Source organism: Bradyrhizobium sp. (genome assembly GCF_036009065.1).
Taxonomy (GTDB): Bacteria; Pseudomonadota; Alphaproteobacteria; order Rhizobiales; family Xanthobacteraceae; genus Bradyrhizobium.
Map to the genome: position 1 here is coordinate 1 of NZ_DASYMN010000067.1, position 19,664 is coordinate 19,664.

Consider the following 19,664-nt stretch of genomic DNA (forward strand, 5'->3'; position numbering starts at 1 on the left):
CTCTCGCGCATTCATTTCATCGAGTGCCCGGCCAATGGCGGGATGGAATGGCGCGCGGCACAATTGAACTCGCTGCAGTTCAATCACGGCATGATCAGCTGCGCCGAATGGACCGGGGTAAAACTCTCAACCCTGCTGGAGGAAGTCGGCCTCAAAAAGGAGGCGCGCTGGGCGATGGTGGAAGGCGCCGATGGGGCGCACATGAACCGCAGCCTGCCGCTCGACAAATGCCTCGATGATTGCCTCGTGGTCTACGCGCAAAATGGCGAGGCGCTGCGGCCGGAGCAAGGCTATCCGCTGCGGCTGGTGGTGCCGGGCTGGGAGGGCAATGTCAGCATAAAATGGCTGCGCCGCATCAAGCTCGGCGACAGGCCGTGGTATTCGCGCGAGGAAACCTCGAAATATACCGACCTGATGCCGGACGGCACCTCGCGCGGCTTCACCTGGCTGATCGACGCCAAGTCGGTCATCACCTTCCCCTGCCCTGAAAAGCCGCTGAGCGGCCCGGGGCTGTATGAAATTCGCGGCTTGGCCTGGAGCGGCAACGGCAAGGTGAGGCAGGTCGATGTCTCCACGGACGGCGGGGTCAACTGGCAGCGCGCGCAACTGCACGATCCGGTGCTGTCAAAGGCGCTGACACGGTTCACGCAGCCGTGGCGTTGGGACGGCGGGCCGGCGCTACTGGAATCCCGCGTCATCGACGAAACCGGCTATGTGCAGCCGACCATCGCGCAGTTGCGAAAGCGGCGCGGGGTGAATTCGGTCTATCACAACAACTCGATCCAGACCTGGCAGGTCAAGCCGGACGGGAGCGTGTTCGATGTTCAGCTTTCGTAACTCGGACTCCATCATCCTGAGGTGGCCCCGCGAAGCGAGGCCCTCGAAGGGCGCTCGTGGCCCATCCTTCGAGGCTCGCCGCAAGCGCGGCGAGCACCTCAGGACGACGTTGTGGGTTTTGCTTGGCCTTGTAGCCTCCACTTCGATTGCCCTCGCCGCCGAGCCCGGCCATTACGGCTACGGCCAACCCGCTTCGCCGGCCGAGATTGCCGGCTGGGATATCGACGTCCGCGGCGACGATGGTGCGGGCTTACCCCCCGGCAACGGCGTGGTTCACAGGGGCGCGGAGGTCTACGCGGAACAATGCGCCATCTGCCACGGAACCTTTGGCGAGGGCGAAAGCCGTTTTCCCAAGCTTGTCGGGGGCGCCGGGACGCTGAGACACGACCGGCCGGAGCTGACGGTCGGCAGCTACTGGCCGTTCGCGCCGACGCTGTGGGATTACATTAACCGCGCCATGCCGATGCAGGCGCCGCACACATTGTCAGCCGATGACGTTTATGCTTTGACCGCCTATATTCTGCACTTGAACGACATCGTCTCCAGTGATTTCGTCGCCGACCGGGATAGCCTGCCGAAAGTCAAAATGCCCAATCGCGACGGTTTCATCTGGATCGATCCGAGACCTGATACGATGGCGGAGCCCTGCATGAGCGCCTGCGCCGATCCTCGCGATATCAAGATCACCTCCACGGCGGAAGGCAGGAACCTGACGCCGCGCACGACCGGGCCGCTCGATACGATGCAACCGAAATAAAGAACGTCAGGGAAACGCGCGTTGAAGATCGCTCTTTCAAGATCCGCTTTGGTGCCGGCGCTCGCATCGGCGTTGCTGCTCGCCGCGCTGGCGCCGCCGTTACCGGCCGGCGCGCAGTCGGCCGTGGCCGAGGGCCGAAAACTCGCTTTCGACCGCGGCAAGGGCAATTGCCTTACCTGCCACGTCATCAAAGGCGGTGATCTTCCCGGCACCATCGGCCCTGAGCTGATCGACATCAAGCAAAAGTATCCGAATCGCGACGAACTGGTTGCGATCGTATTCGACGAAACCAAACGCAACCCGCTAACCGTGATGCCTCCGTTCGGTCGAAACCGCATCCTGACCGATAAGGAAATCAGCGCGGTAGTGGATTTTCTGCAGACGCTGTGAGCGTCGCTCCTAAGGAGACTGGCATGAACGTGAAACAGACCGGCTTCGATCCGACCCGGCGGTTGATACTGAAAGGCGTAGCGGTGGTCGCGCTCGCCAGCCTTGGCGTCGCAAAATTCAAGCTCATGCCCGCCTTCGCCGCGGCCAACGACAAGTATCCCGAGGATGCGTTCAAGCAGAAGAGCAGCGATGACGCGATCAAGTCGCTCTACGGCAAGGCCGCGGAGCCCTCCGACAAGGTAAAGCTCGACGCGCCGGAGATCGCCGAGAATGGCGCGGTGGTGCCGATCTCGGTGAGTTCGACGCTGGCCGATGTCACCTCGATCTCGATCCTGGTCGTGGAAAATCCCAACGCGCTGGCGGCCTCTTACAAGATTCCCGCAGGCACCATCCCGAGCGTCGCCAACCGGCTGAAGATGGCGAGGACCAGCAAGGTGATCGCGGTGGTGGAAGCCGGCGGCAAGGTCTACAGCGCGACCAAGGAAGTCAAAGTCACCGTCGGCGGCTGCGGCGGCTGAACCAATTCAAGGGAGGTTTCTCATGGCATCGACCATCCGCGCCCGCGCGACATCGAGCGGCGACACCACCGAAGTGCAGGCGCTGATCCAGCACCCGATGGATTCCGGCTTTGTCAAGGATGCCAAGGGCGAACTCATTCCGCCGCACTTCATCCAGGAGCTGACCTTCGAATACGACGGCAAGCCCGTGTTCGTTGCGGACTGGGGCGGCGCGGTGTCCAAGGACCCCTATGTCAAGTTCAGCTTCAAGGGCGGCAAGAAGGGTGATGACCTCAAGATAAGCTGGGTCGACAACAAGGGCGCCACCGATACCACCACGGCGAAAATCCAGTAATGGCCGGTCGCGGCAGGCGGAGAATCAACATGCGGTCCGCGATTTGCTTTGCTTCGGCCGGTTTTGCCTTGGCTGCACTGGTACTCGGCGCAGCCTCCACCAATGCCGCCGACACACCCAACCCGCCGGCCGATGCCGCCGCGTTCAGGAAATTTTTCACCGACAAGTTTCCGAAAGTGAAGCTCGAGGATTTCGTCAACGGGCCCTATTCCATGGACGAGGGCCTGTACCGGCAGTGGCAGGAGAAGGAACAATTCCCGCCTTACGAATTCTCCGTCGACATGGGCAAGGAGATGTTTTCAAAGCCGTTCAAGAACGGCAAGAGCTACGCCGACTGCTTTGCGAACAAGGGCATCGGCGTCCGCCAGGACTATCCCTATTTCGACACCAGCCAGGGCAAGGTCATCACGCTCGAACTCGCGCTGAACCAGTGCCGCGAGGCCAATGGCGAGCCGCCGTTCTCCTATATGCGGGACGAGATGGCGGCGCTGACCGCCTATATGGCGTTCACCTCCCGCGGAAAGCCGTTCGACATCAAGATTCCCGACGATCCGCGTGCGCTTGCGGCCTATCAGAAGGGCAAGGAATACTTCTACACAAGGCGCGGCCAGCTGAATTTCTCCTGCGCAACCTGCCACGTGCAGAGCCCGGGCGAGCGGATTCGCGCCGAAGTGCTGGCGCCCGCGCTCGGCATCTTGAATGCGATGCCGATCTATCGCTCCGAATGGAGCGGCATGGGCACCACCAGCCGCCGCTTCACCACCTGCAACAGCCAGATCCGCGGCGTGCCGTTCAACCCGCAGGACGACGAGTATCGCGACGTGGAATATTTCCTGTCCTATGTCAGCAACGGACTGCCGATCTCCGGTCCGGGCGCGCGGCCATGAGGAGGATCGAAATGCGAACATCGATCCTTCTGTCGCTCGTCTTGTTGAGCGTCGGCGCCACCCCTCTGCAAGCCGCCACCGAAGCAGATTACACCGCCGCCTACGCCGCCGCGGAAGCCGCCAACAAGGAGGCAGGCGCGTTGCGCAATCAATGGACCACGACCGCGGCATCGCTGGCGGCCGCCAAGAAGGCGGCCGCCGAGGGCAACTTCGATGCTGCGGTGGCGTCCTCGAAGGAAGCCGAGGCACTGGCCAAGGCATCGATCTTCCAGGCCACCAGCGAGAAAACGCTCTGGAAAGATATGGAAATTCGCTAAGCCCATGATGTGAGATAGATGCGGGAGATACGCGCCGAATCCATCAATTCATCGTCATGGCCGGGCTTGTCCCGGCCATCCACGTCGTTGGCTTGCGCTAGAAAGAAAGAGGTGGAGGGCCGGCACGAGCCCGGGCATGACGATCTGGCGTTGGATGCCGGCGGGGATGCGACATGACGATGCGCCGCCGCGATTTCATAAGACTCGCAAGTGCCGCGGTGCTTTCCGGCGGATCGCCGCGGATCGGCCGTGCCGCAACCAGCGTGTACGATCTCGAACGCTTCGGCAATGCACGCATCCTGCACATGACCGATACCCACGCGCAGTTGTTGCCGGTATATTTCCGCGAGCCCAGCGTCAATCTCGGCATCGGCGAGATGCAGGGCCGCCCGCCGCATCTGGTCGGCCGCGCCTTTCTCGATCGCTTCGAGATAAAGCCCGACAGCGCCGATGCCTATGCCTTCACCTGCCTGGATTTCGAGAAATCCGCCGCGCGCTTCGGCAAGCTCGGCGGCTTCGCGCATCTGAAAACTCTGATAGATCGCCTGCGCGCCGGTGTCGGCGCAAGCAATTCGATGCTGCTCGACGGCGGCGATTTGTGGCAGGGCAGCGGCCTTGCGAATGCCATGCAGGGCGCCGACATGGTCGAAGCCGCGAACCTGCTTGGCATCGAGGCAATGACCGGCCATTGGGAATTCACCTATGGCGAAAAAGTGCTGCGCGGCAACCTCGAGCGCTTCAAGGGCGAGTTTCTTGCGCAAAACGTTTTCCTCACCGAGGAAGCCGCCTTCAACGACGCAAAGGCATACGACGCCGCGTCGGGCCGGGTGTTCAAGCCCGCCACCATCAAGCAGATCGGTGGATACCGCGTCGCCGTGATCGGTCAGGCGTTTCCCTATGTGCCGATCGCGCATCCCAAACGCTTCACGCCGGACTGGACATTCGGCATCCGCGACGACGAATTGCAGAAGCTGGTCAATTCGCTGCGCAATAATGACAAGGTCGACGCGGTGGTGCTGCTGTCGCATAACGGCATGGACGTCGATCTCAAGCTTGCCAGCCGCGTCATCGGCATCGATGTCATTCTCGGCGGCCATACCCACGACGCAGTGCCGCAGCCGATCGCGGTGACCAATGCCGGCGGCGCCACGCTGGTGACCAATGCGGGCTCCAACGGAAAGTTTTTGGGCGTGCTCGATCTCGATCTTGCAAAAGGCCGGGTAAGCGACGTGCGCTACCGGCTGTTGCCGGTGTTTTCGGAATTGCTGAAGCCGGATCCTGCCATGCAGGCGCTGATCGAAAAACTGCGCGCGCCATATGCCGCAAGCTATGCCGGAAAGATCGCAACCGCGGACCGGCTGCTCTATCGCCGCGACAATTTCAACGGCACTATCGACCAGTTGATCTGCGATGCGCTGCGCAGCGAGTTCGACGCCGAGATCGCGCTGTCGCCGGGTTTCCGCTGGGGCGCCAGCGTGCTGCCGGGCCAGCCGGTGACGATGGAAGACGTGCTCTCCGAAACCTCCGTGACCTATCCGGAGACTTACGTGCAGAACATGACCGGCGACCAGATCAAGGAACTCCTCGAAGACGTCTGCGACAATCTGTTCAACGCCGATCCCTATTATCAGCAGGGCGGCGACATGGTCCGGGTCGGCGGCATGGCGTATACCTGTACGCCGGCGGAAACCGTCGGCCGGCGCATTTCGGATTTGCACCTGGACAACGGACGCCCCATCGAGGCCGCCAGGAGCTATAAGGTGGCCGGCTGGGCCTCGGTCAACGAGCAGAACGGCGCGCCGGTGTGGGATGTGTTCGCAAAATATCTGCGCGCGGGAAAAATGTCGGACCGGCGCGGTAGTGGCGTTATGCTGAAGGGCGTCGCCGACAACCCAGGCATCGCGGGACAAGGATGAAAACGTTCGCGGCACAAGCCCGGCGGAACGGCAGCGCCCTCGCCTGCGCGGCGATCGCGGCGCTGCTGCTGACGGCAACGCCGGCTGCCGTGCATGCCGAGCCGGCGCCGCTGCCGGACAAACCATTCGCCGAGCATCGCCTCGCCTTGCAGCTTTCGGACAACGATCCGAAAAAGGAAGGCCTCATCATCAGCATCGCCAATAACCTGCTGAAGGCCTACGATCCGGACAAGATCGCCATCGAGGTGGTGACGTTCGGCCCCGGCATCGACCTGCTTCGTCCCGAAAACCCCAACCGGCAGCGTGTCGAAAGCCTGATCGCGCAAGGCGTCAAATTCGACGTCTGCCTGAACACCGTCGACAGCATCGAGCGCGAGACCGGCAAGCGGCCGGCGATCATTCCGCTCGCGATCCCGGTGCAGGTCGGCGTCGCACAAATTCTGTCGCTGACTGAAAATGGCTTTACGCTGGTTCGTCCTTAGGGAGATTGGATATGCGCGTCATCGTTCGTCTGGCAATTGCTGCGTTACTGTCCCTGCCGCTCGTCTCGGGCAGTTTTGCGGCCGACGCCAAATCGCATCGCGTATCCATCCAGGTCGACCAGAACGATCCGCAGCTGATGAATCTCGCGCTCAACAACGCCACCAACGCGATCGAATACTATCGCGGCAAGAACGAGGACGTAGACGTCGACCTCGTTACCTTTGGTCCCGGCCTGCACATGCTGCGCGACGACACCTCGCCGGTAAAAGATCGCATCAAGCGTCTCAAGGAGCTGGCGTTTCCCGGCAAGATTCAGTTTTCCGCGTGTAACAACACCAAGCAAAACATGGAGAAGGCCGAGGGCAAGACCGTCTCGATCATATCCGACGCCACCCTCGTCCCGTCCGGCGTCGTCCGCCTGATGGAATTGCAGGAACAGGGCTGGAGCTATATTCGGCCGTAACGCAAGCAGGGCCGGCATGATCTTTCGCCAGTTGTTCGACAGCGTATCGGGGACCTACAGCTATCTGCTGGCGAGCCGCGCCGGCGGCGAGGCGCTGATCCTCGATCCGGTGCTGGAGAAGGTCGACCGCTATTGCCAGCTGCTGCGCGAACTCGACCTCAAGCTGGTGAAGGCGGTCGACACGCATTTGCACGCGGATCACATCACCGGGCTCGGCGAACTGCGTGACCGCACCCACTGCGTCACCATCATGGGCGAGCAGAGCAAGGCCGACGTGGTCGCGATGCGGGTCGGCGATGGCGACAAGGTGATGATCGAAGGGCTCAGCCTCGACGTGATGTACACGCCCGGTCATACCGACGATTCCTACAGCTATTTGATGGCCGACCGCGTATTCACCGGCGACACGCTGCTGATCCGCGGCACCGGCCGCACCGATTTCCAGAACGGCAGCGCGCGGGCGCAGTATGATTCGATTTTTGGCCGGCTGCTGAAGCTGCCGGATGAGACGATGGTGTTTCCCGCGCACGATTACAAGGGCGACACCGTCTCCACCATCGGCGAGGAGAAACGTTTCAATCCGCGGCTGCAGGTTCGCTCGGTGGACGAGTATGTCGAGTTGATGAGCAATCTAAAACTGCCCAGTCCGAAACTGATGGACGTGGTGGTGCCGGCCAACATGCATGTCGGCCTGCATCAGGACGATCTGGCAAAACAGGGGCTGGCGCTCAGCGCCCGCGACGCCATCCAAAGCCTCGGGCGGCCGGAGCTTCTGCTGGTCGATCTGCGCGAGAGCGGCGAGCGCGCCAAGCACGGCATGCTGTCCGGCGCGCTGCACGCGCCGTATCCTTCCATCGAAGAAAACTTAAGGCCGGGCGGCATGCTGCGCGAGGCTGCCGCGGCGACCGGGCGCCGCATCGTGTTCTTCTGCGCGTTCGGCGAACGCTCGGCGATGGCGGTGAAAGCAGCGAAGGATGCCGGGCTGGCAAACACCGCGCATATCGCGGGCGGCATCGACGCGTGGAAGAAAGCCGGCGGTCCGGTGCTGACGGGCTAAATTCCGGCCGTCATGCCCGGCCTTGTGCCGGCCATGACCAGAATCCGGTTACCGCTCCACTCGCTGAAGTTCCGCGATCAGCATATCCAGCGCGTCCGCCAGCATGACGCCGCCGCACACCGTCAGCCGGTCCGGAACTACGATGCGTTTCGACGGCGGATAGAAACGCTCCAGCGCGGGATGCAGCAGGAAGGCGCGGCCGTCATCCTCGGCGGTGTCACCGGCGTCCGACACCACGATAAAATCCGGTTTCAGATTCACGATCGCCTCCAGCGAGGCGAACCCGCCGAAGGCGACGCCGAGTTCGCCCGCCGCGTTGAAGAGGCCGGCCTCGGTCAGCAGCGAACTGAGCAGGCTCTCGCTGCCGGACACCCAGCCGCGCCGCGACAGCGGCAATACGCGATAGCGCTTATGCGCGACGGCTTGGCGCGCCCGCGCGATTGCGGCATCGAGCCGGGCGATCTCGGCGACGGCACGATCCGGATGCTGCACGATCGCGCCCATCTCGCGGATCTGGTGCTTGACCTCGTCGAGCGAGCGCGGAACGCCGAACTCGACGACGTGAAAACCTTTCTGCTTCAGAAGCTCCCGCGTCGAGCGCTTGTCGAACAGGCTCGCGACCACGACATCCGGCCTCAGTACCAGGATGTCTTCGGCGCCGCCCGACAGCATCCGATACCTTTGCGCCTCGTTCGCCGCCCAGGATTGAAACGCGTCGCGCGCGTAGCGGCTGAGGCCGAGGATTTGTCCGGGGTTTGCCAAAGTCAGCAACAGCTGGTCGGTGCAGACATTCATGGACGCGATGCGCGGCAACTCTGCGGCCGCGCCGCCGTTGCCGATCATCGCAACAACGGCGAAGACCATGACCGCCGACAAAGACCTGAACTGCCTTGTCATACTGCGGCCCACGGCACGATTACGGCTTCGCGCTGATGCTCGGCGCGATAGGCGCGGATCCGGAATATGTCGGCCATGACCTGCTCCGACAGCGCCTCGGCAGGCCGGCCCTGCGCGACGAGGCGGCCTTCCGACAATACCAGGACCGTGTCGGCAAACCGCGCGGCGAGCCCGAGATCGTGCGTCACCACGATCACCAGCGTGCCGCCGTCGGCGGCTTTGCGCAGGTTGGCCATGACATCGATCTGGTAGCGCGGATCGAGCGATGCGGTCGGCTCGTCGGCCAGCAGCACCGGCGCTTCCACGGCGAGCACGCGAGCCAGCGCAACCCGGCTGCGCTCGCCGCCCGACAATTCGGTAACGCGGCGCTCGCGGAATGCAAACACGTCGGTGGCCTGCATCGCCCGCAGCACCGCCTCGGCATCTCTGGGCGCCAGCCGCGCCGGATCGGTCGCGCCGTGCGGGATGCGGCCGAGCGCGACGATATCCCACGCCGGCAGCGGCCAGTGCACGATGTGTCCTTGCGGCAGATAGGCAAAGCGCCGCGCCCGCTCGCTTAAGCGTAGCGACGACAGCGCAGCGCCGCCGACATGGACCGCGCCTAGCGACGGCAACAGCCCCGCCAGCGCGCGCAGCAACGTGGTTTTTCCCGCGCCGTTCGGACCCACCAGCGCGACCAGATGCCCCGACGACAGCTGCAGCGAGACCTCGTTCAGCACGGCGCGGCCGCCCAGCGTCACCTTGACGCCTTGCGCGGTCAAAAGCGCGGTTCCGGTCATGCGACGCCTCCGCCCAACACGCGGCGCTCGCGGATGATCAGATAGAGAAAGAACGGTACGCCGATGATCGAGGTCAGCACGCCGACCTTGATGTCGCTGCTCGAGGGAATGATGCGCACGGCGATATCGGCGGCCAGCAGCAGCGCTGCGCCGGTGAGCGCGCTGGGAACCAATAGTCGCGCCGGATCGTGTCCGATCAGCGGACGCATCAGATGCGGCGCGACCAGGCCGATGAAGCCGATGGTGCCGGTGACGGCGACCGCGCCGCCAACACCGAACGCCACGCCGACGATGACTGCAAGCCGCAACCGGCCGACATCGACGCCGAGGCTTTGCGCGGTTTCCTCGCCGAGGCTGAGCGCGCGGAACGCGTTGCGCTGGCTGATCAGGATGATGGCGCCCGCTGCGATGAACGGCAGCGCCAGCATCACGTGGCGAAAACTGCGGTCCTCCAGCGAGCCGAGCAGCCAGAATGCGATTTCCAGCACCACGAACGGATTGCTCGACAGGTTCATCACCAGCGCGGTCATGGCGCCTGCAAGGCTCGAGATCGCGAGCCCCGCCAGAATGAGAATCAGCAGCGCGGCGTTGCGGCCTGCGACCGCCAGCAGAACGAACACGGATGCGAACGCCGCCGCGATGGCCGCGACCGGCAGCGCGTAGGATCGCACGTCGGCGAGCCCGAGCGAGATCACCAGAACCGCGCCGAAGGCGGCGGATTGCGGCGCGCCGAACAGCGATGGCGACGCCAGCGGATTGCGCAGCAACCCCTGCAGCGCAGCACCGGACAGCCCGAGGATAGCGCCGATCGCGAGGCCCAAAATGGTGCGCGGCAGACGGATTTCCCGCACGATGACTTGCTGCACGTCGGTGCCCCCTCCGAACAACGCGTCGATAACGGCGAGCGGCGACAGCCGCACCGGACCGGTCCCGAGCGAGGTCAAGGCAAGCAGCACGACGAGAACGACAAGCGCGATAGTCACGCCCGTCCGCCGTCGCGCCGCCAGATCACTCGCGAGCCTGAGGCTTTCAACGCTCATTCCGGTGCAAGCCCGTCCTTGTCGCTCAGGATTGCGTCATACGCGGGCTTGACCCGCGTATCCATCCATCTTCGCAACAGCCTTTCGAAGAAAGATGGATGGCCGGGCCTTCGCCTCGCCGAAGGGGCTTCGGCCCCGCAGGCGGGTCAAGCCCGGCCATGACGTATCGATGTAAGAACCCCGCGGCGTTGCTTTTCTGGCACAGTCCTGGACAAAACGCTGGCGTGAAAGCAGCCTGATTGACTCGAAAGCGCGGCATGGTTCTTACTGATCATGACGGTTCCCTTACTTGGGGATCAAAAAGGGAATGCGGTGCGGGGAAGCTCCCCTATGCCGCGGCTGCCCCCGCAACTGTAAGCGGTGAATCTTTCGTCATACGCCACTGGGAATCTCGGTCCTGGGAAGGCGGCGAAGGGTAACGACCCGCGAGCCAGGAGACCTGCCGTCAGCCGTGGTCACACGCGAAGATGTCGGTCGGGGAGTACAGGCATTAGCTTCACAGGCGTGCTGAAAAGCACATCGGTGAGACTTGGTTCGCTGTGACGTGCCACTGACGTCATACCGAGGTCGAACCATGTCTCCCATCATCACTGCCGCAAAGCGGCGACGCGTCTGTTTGCTGGCTTCGAGTTTTCTCGTTCCGATCGTTTGCCTGGGCGTTCCTGCCGCCCACGCGCAGCAGACCGCGCCGTCGGATCAATTGCCCGCGATCGAGGTCAATCCGCCTAAGCCGGTAATCCGGGATCGCATCGAACCCTCTTCTGAATGGGCTTCGCGTCTGGGCCGCGTGACACGCACCCAGACACCGCAAACGATACCTGTAGCGCAGCCCTCAGGCGGCCCCGCACCCGCCGCCACCACGGCCGTTCCGAACATCCTGGCCGGGGCTTCGACGACAGTCATCACCGCGGAAGAGATCGCGCGTTCGCCGGCCCAAACCGTGCATGAGGTCATCGCGCAGGTGCCTGGGGTACAGCTGACGTCGCTGTTCGGCGGCGTGAATGGCACGGGCACTACCGTCGACCTGCGCGGCTTCGGCGCGACCGCGGTCTCCAATACCCTGATCCTCATCAACGGCCGCAGGGTGAACGACATCGATATGCAGGGCGTGGACCTCTCCACGATTCCGCGCGATTCGATCCAACGCATTGAAATCACCAAAGGCAACAGCGGCGCCGTGCTCTATGGCGACAACGCGATGGGCGGCGTCATCAACATCGTCACCAAGACCGGAGTGACGGGCCCGCCGTTGGCCGCACGCATCGAGGTCGGCGGCGGGTCGTTCGGCCAGCGCCAGGTTGCGGCATCGGCTTCCGCGAATGCGGGGCCGTGGTCGACGTCGTTCTACGGCAACCAGATCAATTCCGACGGCTATCGGGTCAACAACAAACTCGCGCAGCATAACGCCGTCGGGGATATCCGGTATACGACGCCCGATCTCACGGCCTATCTGACGCTATCGGGCGACGACGTTCGCCTTGGATTTCCCGGCGGCCGGCTGGTCGATCCGTCGATCGGCGTCAATCAGCTCGTTACCGACCGCAAAGGCGCGGCGACGCCATTCGATCATGCCGAAAAACAGGGCGCCAATGCCACCGCCGGTTTCATCAAGTCGCTCGGCTACGGCGCTGAACTGATCGTCGATGGCGGCGTCCGTGACAAGAAGCAGCAGGGCACCTTCATGGGCGGCGTCCCGCTGTCGACGTTCAACTTCACCTATGTCGACGCGAAATTGCAGACCTGGTCGCTGACGCCGCGCCTCAGCATCAAGAATGTCGTGTTCGGGATGCCCTCGAACATCCTGACCGGCATCGATTTCTACGATGCGACCTTCCATCAGAATCGAGGCGCGTTCGTCGGCGCGCCGCCGATTCACATGTACGACCTGTCGCAGCAAACCGTCGCCGCCTATTGGCAGCAGACCATCGGCATCTTGCCGACCACCGACTTCTCCTACGGCGGACGAATCCAGCACTTCAGCCTGAGCGCGAGAGATCGGCTGGACCCGACCGCGCCGAACTATTTCGGCGACGCGCAGGCCATGCCGCTCGACACCGGAGAGACCAACCACGCGCTGCATATCGGCCTCGAGCACCGCTTCAACGACGTGTTCGCCGTGTTCGGGCGAGCCGCGCACGCGTTCCGCACGCCGAATGTCGACGAGCGGGTCTCATCGGGACCTAAGTTCGACCCCACCTTCTTCTTTGCCATCCCCGGAAACTTCGCGCTGAAGACGCAAACGTCCAACGACGTCGAAGGCGGCTTCCGCATCAAGGCCGGGGCGTTTACGCTGCAATCCAGCATTTACGACATGGAGCTCACCAACGAGATTCTTTTCAATCCGGTGGGCTTCTTCAACTACAATCTGGATCCGACTCGCCGCTACGGCTCGGAGACCAGTGCCACCTTCCGCGCAAGCGATACCGTGCTCTTTCGCGGCGGCTTCGCCTATACCCGCGCGGTATTCCGCGAAGGTCCCTTCACCGGCAACGACGTTCCGCTGGTGTCGCGCTACACGGCGAGCGGCGGCGTGACCTGGAACGCCTGGCAGAAATACCTCGTGGTCGATGCGACGGTGCGCTACTGGAGCGATCGCCGCATGGACAACGATCAGCCCAACACCCAGCCGCTGATTCCGGCCAACGCCACGGTGGATTTCAAGCTGAGCGGCGAATACGACAGGTACTTCTGGTCGGTCAGCGTCAATAACGTGTTCAATGCGCTGTATTACGACTACGCCATCGCCAGCGCGTTCACGCCCGACCGGTTCAATGCCTATCCGCTGCCGGGCAGGACGTTCTGGGTCAAGGCCGGCGCGACGTTCTGACCGACAAGCCGGGCCGGCGGCGCCCGGCTTGTCCCAATCGCCCAAGACGGTAATCTACCGGCGAAATGCCGGGGGATGCCGATCCAATGCCAATATCAAGCGCGGCGATCGACTTGCTGCACGAACAGATCGCCGATGCCGACACGCATTGGAGCCTCGGCACCTTCGGCGGCATCGCCGAATTCTCGCGCGGCCGCGACGAGGAGGTGCGCCTGACGCAATCGGCAACCGGCGCTGCGGCCGTCACGACGCGCGGCGGTATTGCCATTGAACTATCCGAAAGCTGCCGCCCCTTCGCGTTCGAATGCATCACCAGATCGAGCTGGAGCCAAAGGGTCGCCTTTTGCCTGCCGGCCGGCGATTGCGCGATGAACCGGCGCACGGTGTTGACGGAACTCGACGCCGATCGTGAAGCATTGCAGCCGGAATACTGCGGATCCATCCTGTTCGACCTCGGCCTCGGCGCGCTGCAGGCCGATCTGTGCGTGCGGATCGACGACCATGACACGGTCGCGCAATTGCGCCGCCACTGCGGACAATCGGTGTTCGACCCCGCAAATCCCGCGATGAGCCTGTTGCTGCAAACAAATCCGCACCGCGTTTTCATCAGCCGGATCGGCCGGATCGAGGTCTATCAGCGGATCCCGCCTGCATCGGGCAAAAGCCCGGACGGGCCGCATACGCACGTTCTGCCGAAGCTGCTGAAAACCGGACGGACCCATGCCGCCACCGAGCCGATTCCAGAGGGGTGGATTCCCTGCGCGCATCTTTATCCGGGGCATCCGACCAGCGATTTAGGCGGCATGGAATCGTTCGACACCGCACGCCATAATTCGTTTCAACGGATAATCGAGAGTTTTGGGCTGGCGGACGGCGTTGCGATCAAGCGCCGGGTTGCGGACGCTGTCGAAACCGAACACCCCCCTTCGATCCTGGCAATCGCGCATGATCGCCATGCCCGCACCAACGTCCGAATCGCGCTTCGGCAATTGAAAGCCGCGGGAATGGCCTCACCCATATTGAACGCCTGGCTTGCGGCATTCGACCATGGCGCTGTTGACGCCGACGAGGAGGAGGAGGAAACCGCTTTCCAGCACCCGCGCTGATTTGCGGAGCTAGTTTAGAGGCCCCCCTCGGGTCGGATACCCCCGAAGAGCCGCTTTTGCGTGCGGAAACATGCTATTAGTGACGTGCGATCAGCCGAGCCACGATTCTGCCCGGCAAATTTGAGGTGCCCTATGGACGACGAACCGAAAACCGCCGCCGAGATGAAGGAGATCCGGCTGAACAGGAAGCTCGCGCAGGACGCCGAGGGCATCAAGGCGATGGCCGATATCGCGGCGGCGGATATCGCAATCCGCAAGCGGACGGCGAACCTTCGTGCGATCCGGCTGGCCAAGGAAGCTGCCGACCGCGCGAGGCCGGTCGAGCCCAAATCCAAGCTGAAGAAAAAGAAATCGACCTGACATGACAAAAGACGATCGCGACCGCGCCGAAGCACGTTTCAACAAGGCCGCAAAAGCGGCCGAGGATGCAAAGACCGGTAAAACCGCCCGCGATTCCGCCGCGAAGGCCGTGCTCGATAACATGGCCAGACTGAAAGCATTGCGCCTTGCAAGGGAAGCCGCCGAGCCGGCGCGACCGGCCGCGGCGGCCAAGAAGCCGCGCGGCAAATCAGCGAAGCAATCGGGAGGAAAGGCGCCAGCTTTGAGCGACTGGCTGTCCAGTCAGCAAAGCGGAGGTCGCAGGACTTGACCGCTCAAACCGGCGCGGGCCACTCGATCATCGACCGCGTCTTGGTCGCGGCATCGTAAACCTGCACCTGGAGCATCTGGTACTGATTCTTCAAAGCCATTCCCGCTTCTTCTGCGGCTTCGACCGTGGCGTGATGCGACTTGAAGTGGCCGTCCACGACCAGCGAATAGCCGTCGGTCGGCGCCTTGTCGGCGCGCAGGATTTTGCGCGGCTGAGGCTCTTCGATCTCTAACTTCGGTTTCTTCATCTCATCTCCGTGTTGCCTTGATCTCTTTCCGATCTTCGCCTCCCTTTACACCGAACCGTGGAAAAAGGCAGTGAAGATTGCGCATCTGAAGGTTAATATGTCCGCCAATGGCGGTGATATTGAGGTCAATTCCTCTGCAGAGCAGGAACGCGCACATGGGTGGAACCAGCAAGAAGCCCGAAAAGGGCAAGACGACCAGGGATGGCGGCAAGAAGCCGCCGCCCAAGGCCGTTGAGGATGACGAGGAAGAAGACGGCGATTTTGCGACACCCAAACGCGATCGCTACGGCGATGACGATCAACCCATATGATTCCACCGCTTCACGGGAAGTTCTCGTGTTCGATCAGGCGAATGCTTTCGGCGCCTAGCAGGTGTGCTCCCCAACCCTTTTTCGATAGCGTGCCCGCCAGCTTTGGATCTGCGAGCAAAGCCAAGGCGGTCATTGCAAGCGGCACGGCGCTGATCCAGTCGTGGCGCAGCGGCGTCAGTTCCTCGACACTCCCGGCATAGGGCCCGCGCCGGGCGACGACACGCACGCATTCGCGAAAAACCTCGCGCCGCGTTCCGTTCCGCGCGGCGCGGCCAAGCAAGGCCTGCATGGCGAGATGGGTCCGTACACCCTCACGGCTGTCCGGCGCGGGCTCCGGTGTTTTTCCCTGCGAAACCCGCAACAGCAAATCGACCAGGTCGAGCCCGGCGAGATATGCACTCATCGACTCGACCAGACGCGGATTGCAGTCGATAAAGAGGTGCGTGCCCTCATCCGGCATGATGATGTCGACCGACAACGCGCCGTGCCAGCCGAGCCGCTCCCCGATCGTTGCAAGGTCGGCGCGCAGCTTCGGTCGCCGGACGCTTTGCTTGATCGCTTCGCCGCCACCGGCGCCCGCGGCAATTTGCCGATAGGCATGAAAGCCGAGCAATTTGCCGTGCGAAAATATCGCCTGGGCTTTTTCGGTCGCACCCGCGACCAGGTCCTGCACCAGCACCTCCCCGGCGAACGCATCCCTCGCGCCAAGGTCCCGCAGCGCCTGCGTCAGTCCAATGTCGTCCCGCACGAACCAGATGGCGCGGCTCGCGGTGCCGATCGAAGTTTTGACGACGCAGGGAAAGCGAACGGCATCGCGTAACTCGCTCGGCGAGGTCACGATTCGCGTTACCGGCTGCGGCAGCCCCAACTCACCGAGCAATCGGCTGAAGCCGCTCTTGCTGTGTGCGGCGCGGTAGCTTTCGAAAACGGGCAGCGCCAGGCCGACGCGCGATTCGAACCGCCCTTTTACCCGCGCGAACACAAACCCCTGTTCGTGAATTGGAAGCAGCACATCGAACGCCTGTTCCGAGAGCAGCTTCTCGACGAACGACAGGTAGCCGGCCGGATCGTCGCGAAGGCCGGGACAGCGATGAAATTTGCTGACGAAGCGCGAAAACCTGCCGAGGCAAGCCGCGGAAGGATCGCAAACCTCGACGATATGCCCCGCCAGCCCCAGCACCGTGATCGCCTCGCGCGCGGACGTGCTGGAGCCCTCGGAAAGCAGCACCCGGAGCGGTTTTGAGCCCTGCGATGGATCGGCCATGCCGTCATCATTCCTGCGTCCGGCGTCCCTCACAAGGGCTGCCATGCAGCCGTATTCATAGACAAATAGCCCGCAGACCCGATAGTTGTGGCCTGCCTAGCCGGGCCGTTACAGGAAACGGGGTCTACGTTCAAATGGTCGATATACTGGCCGCGCCGCGTCCGGCGAAAACGGACACCTCGCTGCGCACCTTGCTTGCGATTTCGACTGCGCATTGGGTCAGCCATTTTCATTTGTTGGTGCTGCCGATGCTGTTTCCCTTTCTCAAGGAGCAACTCGGCGTCGGCTACATCGAGCTTGGCTTTGCGCTCACGGTGTTCGCCGTCGTCTCCGGCCTGACCCAGGCGCCGATCGGCTACCTTGCCGACCACATCGGCGCCCGCAAGATACTGCTGATGGGTCTCACGCTCGGCGGCTGCGCCCTTATCATGCTTGGGCTGCTTTTGAGCTATTCCTGGCTGATCGCCAGCGCGGTGCTGCTTGGGCTCGCCAACAGCGTCTATCATCCTGCCGACTATGCGATCCTGTCGGCTCACATGGATGAAGCGCGCATGGGCCGCGCATTTTCGATCCACACCTTCGCTGGATTTCTTGGCGGCGCGGTCGCCCCTGCCATCGTTGCCGCGCTGGTGGCCACGACCGGAGGCCATGGCGCGCTGATCGCAGCCGGCGCGGTAGGACCAGTCGTCGCGTTGCTGTTGCTGGTGGCCGGCATTCCCGATGCCAGCGCCGCGGACCGCGGAACCGACGGCATCAAGGCGCCGCAGCAGAACGTGGTCACGCCGGCAATCATTCTGCTGACTGGCTTTTTCATGCTGCTCAGTCTTTCCACCGCCGGGATCGGCAATTTCGGCGTGGTCGCGCTGATGAGCGGTTACGGCAACACATTCTCGACCGCCAACATCGCGCTGACGGCCTTGCTCGGCTCCAGCGCCGTCGGCGTGCTGGCAGGCGGATTGCTGGCCGACAGAACCCATCGCCACGGGCAGTTAGCCGCAGTGTGCTTCGCGCTCAACGCCGCCATGGTGCTGGTCATCGCGATCTTCACATTGCCGCCGGTGCCGCTGATCGCGGCAATGGCAACCGCGGGATTCCTCGGCGGCGTGATTGCGCCATCCCGCGACATGCTGGTCCGTAACGCGGCGCCTCCGGGTGCTGCCGGCCGCGCCTTCGGCATCGTCTCCACCGGCTTCAACATCGGCGGCATCATCAGCCCGCTGCTGTTCGGCTGGATCATGGATCAGGACATGCCGCATTGGGTGTTCGGCGCCTCAGCGGTGTTCATGGCCCTCACCGTGTTGCTGGCGCTGGTCACCGACCGGAGCCCGCGGACGAACTTCGAAAAGCCTGACGGAAGGGTTTTGCATCCCTGAGCCTCACCTGCGGCGGTTGACTTGAACCGGCGGGAACTCATGATGCGGCAACAAATCAGCATTTTGGGATGAAACTTATGGCCGGTAATCCAAGCCTTGTGATCCGCGGCGGCACCATCGCCGACGGTTTTGGCGGCGAGTTGTTTGAGGCCGACGTGGCCATCAGCGACGGCCGCATTACCGAGGTGGGCAAGGTCTCGGCCAAAGGTGCGGAAGAAATCGACGCCAGGGGCAAACTGGTCACGCCCGGCTTCGTCGATCTGCATACCCATTACGACGGGCAGGTCACCTGGGCCAACGACATTTCTCCGTCGTCGCAGAATGGCGTCACCACCGCGGTTATGGGCAATTGCGGCGTCGGTTTCGCGCCATGTCGGCCCGCCGATCACCAGCGCCTGATCCAGTTGATGGAAGGCGTCGAGGACATTCCGGAGCCGGTGCTCAGCGCCGGTATCCCGTGGCAATGGGAGAGTTTTCCGGATTACATGGACTGGCTGTCGCAGCGACCGTTCGACATGGACATCGGCGCCCAGCTGCCGCACGCGGCGCTGCGCGTCTATGTGATGGGCGAACGCGGCGCGCGGCGCGACCCGGCGACATCAGAGGATAATCGCGCCATGGCGGCGCTCGCCGCCGATGCGGTGCGCGCCGGCGCGCTGGGATTTTCGACCTCGCGCACCCTCAACCACCGCACCTCGACCGGCGACTACACGCCGACGCTGAAGGCCGGCGAGGATGAACTGACGGCGATTGCCGGCGCGATGCACAAGGTCGGCCGCAGCGTGCTGCAATTCGTGCTGGACCAGGGCAGCATCCACGAAGACCTGCCGATGATGCTGCGGGTGGCCGAGAACACGAGGTGCCCGATTTCGTTTTCGATCACGCAGGCCGATAAGGCGCCGCGGCGCTGGCGCCAGACGCTGGACAGCATCAATGAGGCTTCCGCGCGCGGGCTGTCGATCACCGCGCAGATCGCCGCGCGCCCGGTCGGGCTGGCTGCTCGGGCTGGAGCTGTCGCGCAATCCGTTCCAGACCCATCCGAGCTACAAGGCGATCGCGCATCTGCCGCTGACGGAGCGTCTGAAGCGCCTGCATCAGCCGGAAGTTCGTGCCGCGATCCTGAGCGAGACCGCGACTTCGACCGACGATCCGCTGTTCTTTCGTCCGAACTACGACAAGATGTATCTGCTCGGCGATCCCCCCGACTATGAG

General features: G+C 63.2%; 22 protein-coding genes, 1 pseudogene and 1 riboswitch. Of the genes and pseudogenes, 18 read left to right on the forward strand and 5 right to left on the reverse strand.

Annotated elements, in window-relative coordinates; genetic code table 11:
- The 11 genes from soxC to VGP39_RS04405 form a co-directional block, all read left to right on the forward strand.
- The coding region (gene soxC / locus VGP39_RS04355; protein ID WP_327566876.1) for a sulfite dehydrogenase at positions 1 to 837 on the forward strand (837 nt) is incomplete at its 5' end.
- On the forward strand, positions 821 to 1,594 hold the full coding sequence (locus VGP39_RS04360) for a c-type cytochrome (RefSeq protein ID WP_414644562.1): 774 nt from the start codon (positions 821 to 823) through the stop codon (positions 1,592 to 1,594). The genes soxC and VGP39_RS04360, both read left to right, overlap by 17 nt.
- A 48-nt stretch (positions 1,595 to 1,642) precedes the next feature.
- Positions 1,643 to 1,984 carry a sulfur oxidation c-type cytochrome SoxX gene (gene soxX / locus VGP39_RS04365; RefSeq protein ID WP_414644564.1) on the forward strand — a complete coding sequence of 114 codons (342 nt, stop codon included), beginning with the start codon at positions 1,643 to 1,645 and terminating at the stop codon, positions 1,982 to 1,984.
- A gap of 23 nt (positions 1,985 to 2,007) precedes the next feature.
- Positions 2,008 to 2,502: a thiosulfate oxidation carrier protein SoxY gene (soxY, locus tag VGP39_RS04370; RefSeq protein ID WP_327566877.1), complete on the forward strand. Its 495-nt coding sequence runs from the start codon at positions 2,008 to 2,010 to the stop codon at positions 2,500 to 2,502.
- Positions 2,503 to 2,524: 22 nt separating this feature from the next.
- Entirely contained in the window at positions 2,525 to 2,836 is a 312-nt protein-coding gene (gene soxZ / locus VGP39_RS04375; protein ID WP_327566878.1) for a thiosulfate oxidation carrier complex protein SoxZ, read from the forward strand.
- Positions 2,837 to 2,865: 29 nt separating this feature from the next.
- A complete protein-coding gene (gene soxA / locus VGP39_RS04380; protein WP_327566879.1) occupies positions 2,866 to 3,723 on the forward strand; it encodes a sulfur oxidation c-type cytochrome SoxA in 858 nt (285 codons plus the stop codon).
- 11 nt (positions 3,724 to 3,734) lie between these two features.
- Positions 3,735 to 4,040 (forward strand): hypothetical protein, encoded by a 306-nt coding sequence (locus VGP39_RS04385; protein ID WP_327566880.1) that lies wholly within the window; start codon positions 3,735 to 3,737, stop codon positions 4,038 to 4,040.
- Positions 4,041 to 4,213: 173 nt separating this feature from the next.
- Positions 4,214 to 5,956 carry a thiosulfohydrolase SoxB gene (gene soxB / locus VGP39_RS04390; RefSeq protein ID WP_327566881.1) on the forward strand — a complete coding sequence of 581 codons (1,743 nt, stop codon included), beginning with the start codon at positions 4,214 to 4,216 and terminating at the stop codon, positions 5,954 to 5,956.
- The gene (locus tag VGP39_RS04395; protein ID WP_327566882.1) at positions 5,953 to 6,438 is read left to right on the forward strand and encodes a hypothetical protein; all 486 of its coding nucleotides are present in this window, start codon (positions 5,953 to 5,955) and stop codon (positions 6,436 to 6,438) included. Before soxB ends, VGP39_RS04395 begins: the two co-directional genes overlap by 4 nt.
- Positions 6,439 to 6,449: 11 nt before the next feature.
- Positions 6,450 to 6,902, forward strand: coding sequence for a DsrE family protein (locus tag VGP39_RS04400; RefSeq protein WP_327566883.1), 453 nt, complete (start codon positions 6,450 to 6,452; stop codon positions 6,900 to 6,902).
- A gap of 16 nt (positions 6,903 to 6,918) precedes the next feature.
- On the forward strand, positions 6,919 to 7,959 hold the full coding sequence (locus tag VGP39_RS04405) for an MBL fold metallo-hydrolase (protein ID WP_327566884.1): 1,041 nt from the start codon (positions 6,919 to 6,921) through the stop codon (positions 7,957 to 7,959).
- A gap of 48 nt (positions 7,960 to 8,007) precedes the next feature.
- On the opposite strand, the gene VGP39_RS04410 is transcribed toward VGP39_RS04405, so the two are convergent.
- Genes VGP39_RS04410 through VGP39_RS04420 form a run of 3 tightly spaced genes read right to left on the reverse strand, consistent with a single transcriptional unit; the run spans position 8,008 to position 10,675 of the window.
- The gene (locus tag VGP39_RS04410; RefSeq protein WP_327566885.1) at positions 8,008 to 8,823 is read right to left on the reverse strand and encodes an ABC transporter substrate-binding protein; all 816 of its coding nucleotides are present in this window, start codon (positions 8,821 to 8,823) and stop codon (positions 8,008 to 8,010) included.
- Between the two features lie 29 nt (positions 8,824 to 8,852).
- On the reverse strand, positions 8,853 to 9,635 hold the full coding sequence (locus VGP39_RS04415; protein ID WP_327566886.1) for an ABC transporter ATP-binding protein: 783 nt from the start codon (positions 9,633 to 9,635) through the stop codon (positions 8,853 to 8,855).
- Positions 9,632 to 10,675, reverse strand: a complete 1,044-nt coding sequence (locus VGP39_RS04420) for an iron ABC transporter permease (protein ID WP_327566887.1) — start codon at positions 10,673 to 10,675, stop codon at positions 9,632 to 9,634. The genes VGP39_RS04415 and VGP39_RS04420 overlap by 4 nt, the downstream gene beginning before the upstream one ends.
- 260 nt (positions 10,676 to 10,935) lie before the next feature.
- Positions 10,936 to 11,136: riboswitch (cobalamin riboswitch) on the forward strand.
- 113 nt (positions 11,137 to 11,249) lie between these two features.
- On the opposite strand from VGP39_RS04420, the gene VGP39_RS04425 reads away from it, so the two are divergent.
- From VGP39_RS04425 to VGP39_RS04440, 4 genes are all read left to right on the forward strand, one after another.
- Positions 11,250 to 13,502 (forward strand): TonB-dependent receptor, encoded by a 2,253-nt coding sequence (locus tag VGP39_RS04425; protein ID WP_327566888.1) that lies wholly within the window; start codon positions 11,250 to 11,252, stop codon positions 13,500 to 13,502.
- A gap of 86 nt (positions 13,503 to 13,588) precedes the next feature.
- Positions 13,589 to 14,608, forward strand: a complete 1,020-nt coding sequence (locus VGP39_RS04430) for a DUF6925 family protein (RefSeq protein WP_327566889.1) — start codon at positions 13,589 to 13,591, stop codon at positions 14,606 to 14,608.
- A gap of 132 nt (positions 14,609 to 14,740) precedes the next feature.
- Positions 14,741 to 14,968 carry a transcriptional regulator gene (locus VGP39_RS04435; protein WP_327566890.1) on the forward strand — a complete coding sequence of 76 codons (228 nt, stop codon included), beginning with the start codon at positions 14,741 to 14,743 and terminating at the stop codon, positions 14,966 to 14,968.
- A gap of 1 nt (position 14,969) precedes the next feature.
- A complete protein-coding gene (locus VGP39_RS04440) occupies positions 14,970 to 15,257 on the forward strand; it encodes a hypothetical protein (protein ID WP_327566891.1) in 288 nt (95 codons plus the stop codon).
- 4 nt (positions 15,258 to 15,261) lie between these two features.
- On the opposite strand, the gene VGP39_RS04445 is transcribed toward VGP39_RS04440, so the two are convergent.
- Positions 15,262 to 15,504 carry a hypothetical protein gene (locus VGP39_RS04445; RefSeq protein ID WP_327566892.1) on the reverse strand — a complete coding sequence of 81 codons (243 nt, stop codon included), beginning with the start codon at positions 15,502 to 15,504 and terminating at the stop codon, positions 15,262 to 15,264.
- Positions 15,505 to 15,659: 155 nt separating this feature from the next.
- Between VGP39_RS04445 and VGP39_RS04450 the strand changes: the two genes are divergently transcribed.
- Positions 15,660 to 15,815, forward strand: a complete 156-nt coding sequence (locus VGP39_RS04450; protein WP_327566893.1) for a hypothetical protein — start codon at positions 15,660 to 15,662, stop codon at positions 15,813 to 15,815.
- Positions 15,816 to 15,825: 10 nt separating this feature from the next.
- Here VGP39_RS04450 and VGP39_RS04455 read toward each other — a convergent pair whose 3' ends face one another.
- Positions 15,826 to 17,079 (reverse strand): ATP-grasp domain-containing protein, encoded by a 1,254-nt coding sequence (locus tag VGP39_RS04455; RefSeq protein ID WP_327566894.1) that lies wholly within the window; start codon positions 17,077 to 17,079, stop codon positions 15,826 to 15,828.
- 134 nt (positions 17,080 to 17,213) lie between these two features.
- Here VGP39_RS04455 and VGP39_RS04460 point away from each other — a divergent pair, with 134 nt between their 5' ends.
- Positions 17,214 to 18,452: an MFS transporter gene (locus VGP39_RS04460; protein WP_327566895.1), complete on the forward strand. Its 1,239-nt coding sequence runs from the start codon at positions 17,214 to 17,216 to the stop codon at positions 18,450 to 18,452.
- Between the two features lie 77 nt (positions 18,453 to 18,529).
- Positions 18,530 to 19,664: pseudogene (locus VGP39_RS04465) on the forward strand (N-acyl-D-amino-acid deacylase family protein); the annotation flags it as partial.

What these genes read in the sequence shown, in the direction of transcription:
- VGP39_RS04360 (WP_414644562.1), top strand. Translation starts at nt 821, where the DNA reads ATGTTCAGCTTTCGTAACTCGGACTCCATCATCCTGAGGTGGCCCCGC.
- soxY (WP_327566877.1), top strand. Translation starts at nt 2,008, where the DNA reads ATGAACGTGAAACAGACCGGCTTCGATCCGACCCGGCGGTTGATACTG.
- soxZ (WP_327566878.1), top strand. Translation starts at nt 2,525, where the DNA reads ATGGCATCGACCATCCGCGCCCGCGCGACATCGAGCGGCGACACCACC.
- soxA (WP_327566879.1), top strand. Translation starts at nt 2,866, where the DNA reads ATGCGGTCCGCGATTTGCTTTGCTTCGGCCGGTTTTGCCTTGGCTGCA.
- VGP39_RS04385 (WP_327566880.1), top strand. Translation starts at nt 3,735, where the DNA reads ATGCGAACATCGATCCTTCTGTCGCTCGTCTTGTTGAGCGTCGGCGCC.
- soxB (WP_327566881.1), top strand. Translation starts at nt 4,214, where the DNA reads ATGACGATGCGCCGCCGCGATTTCATAAGACTCGCAAGTGCCGCGGTG.
- VGP39_RS04395 (WP_327566882.1), top strand. Translation starts at nt 5,953, where the DNA reads ATGAAAACGTTCGCGGCACAAGCCCGGCGGAACGGCAGCGCCCTCGCC.
- VGP39_RS04400 (WP_327566883.1), top strand. Translation starts at nt 6,450, where the DNA reads ATGCGCGTCATCGTTCGTCTGGCAATTGCTGCGTTACTGTCCCTGCCG.
- VGP39_RS04405 (WP_327566884.1), top strand. Translation starts at nt 6,919, where the DNA reads ATGATCTTTCGCCAGTTGTTCGACAGCGTATCGGGGACCTACAGCTAT.
- VGP39_RS04410 (WP_327566885.1), bottom strand. Translation starts at nt 8,823, where the DNA reads ATGGTCTTCGCCGTTGTTGCGATGATCGGCAACGGCGGCGCGGCCGCA.
- VGP39_RS04415 (WP_327566886.1), bottom strand. Translation starts at nt 9,635, where the DNA reads ATGACCGGAACCGCGCTTTTGACCGCGCAAGGCGTCAAGGTGACGCTG.
- VGP39_RS04420 (WP_327566887.1), bottom strand. Translation starts at nt 10,675, where the DNA reads ATGAGCGTTGAAAGCCTCAGGCTCGCGAGTGATCTGGCGGCGCGACGG.
- VGP39_RS04425 (WP_327566888.1), top strand. Translation starts at nt 11,250, where the DNA reads ATGTCTCCCATCATCACTGCCGCAAAGCGGCGACGCGTCTGTTTGCTG.
- VGP39_RS04430 (WP_327566889.1), top strand. Translation starts at nt 13,589, where the DNA reads ATGCCAATATCAAGCGCGGCGATCGACTTGCTGCACGAACAGATCGCC.
- VGP39_RS04435 (WP_327566890.1), top strand. Translation starts at nt 14,741, where the DNA reads ATGGACGACGAACCGAAAACCGCCGCCGAGATGAAGGAGATCCGGCTG.
- VGP39_RS04440 (WP_327566891.1), top strand. Translation starts at nt 14,970, where the DNA reads ATGACAAAAGACGATCGCGACCGCGCCGAAGCACGTTTCAACAAGGCC.
- VGP39_RS04445 (WP_327566892.1), bottom strand. Translation starts at nt 15,504, where the DNA reads ATGAAGAAACCGAAGTTAGAGATCGAAGAGCCTCAGCCGCGCAAAATC.
- VGP39_RS04450 (WP_327566893.1), top strand. Translation starts at nt 15,660, where the DNA reads ATGGGTGGAACCAGCAAGAAGCCCGAAAAGGGCAAGACGACCAGGGAT.
- VGP39_RS04455 (WP_327566894.1), bottom strand. Translation starts at nt 17,079, where the DNA reads ATGGCCGATCCATCGCAGGGCTCAAAACCGCTCCGGGTGCTGCTTTCC.
- VGP39_RS04460 (WP_327566895.1), top strand. Translation starts at nt 17,214, where the DNA reads ATGGTCGATATACTGGCCGCGCCGCGTCCGGCGAAAACGGACACCTCG.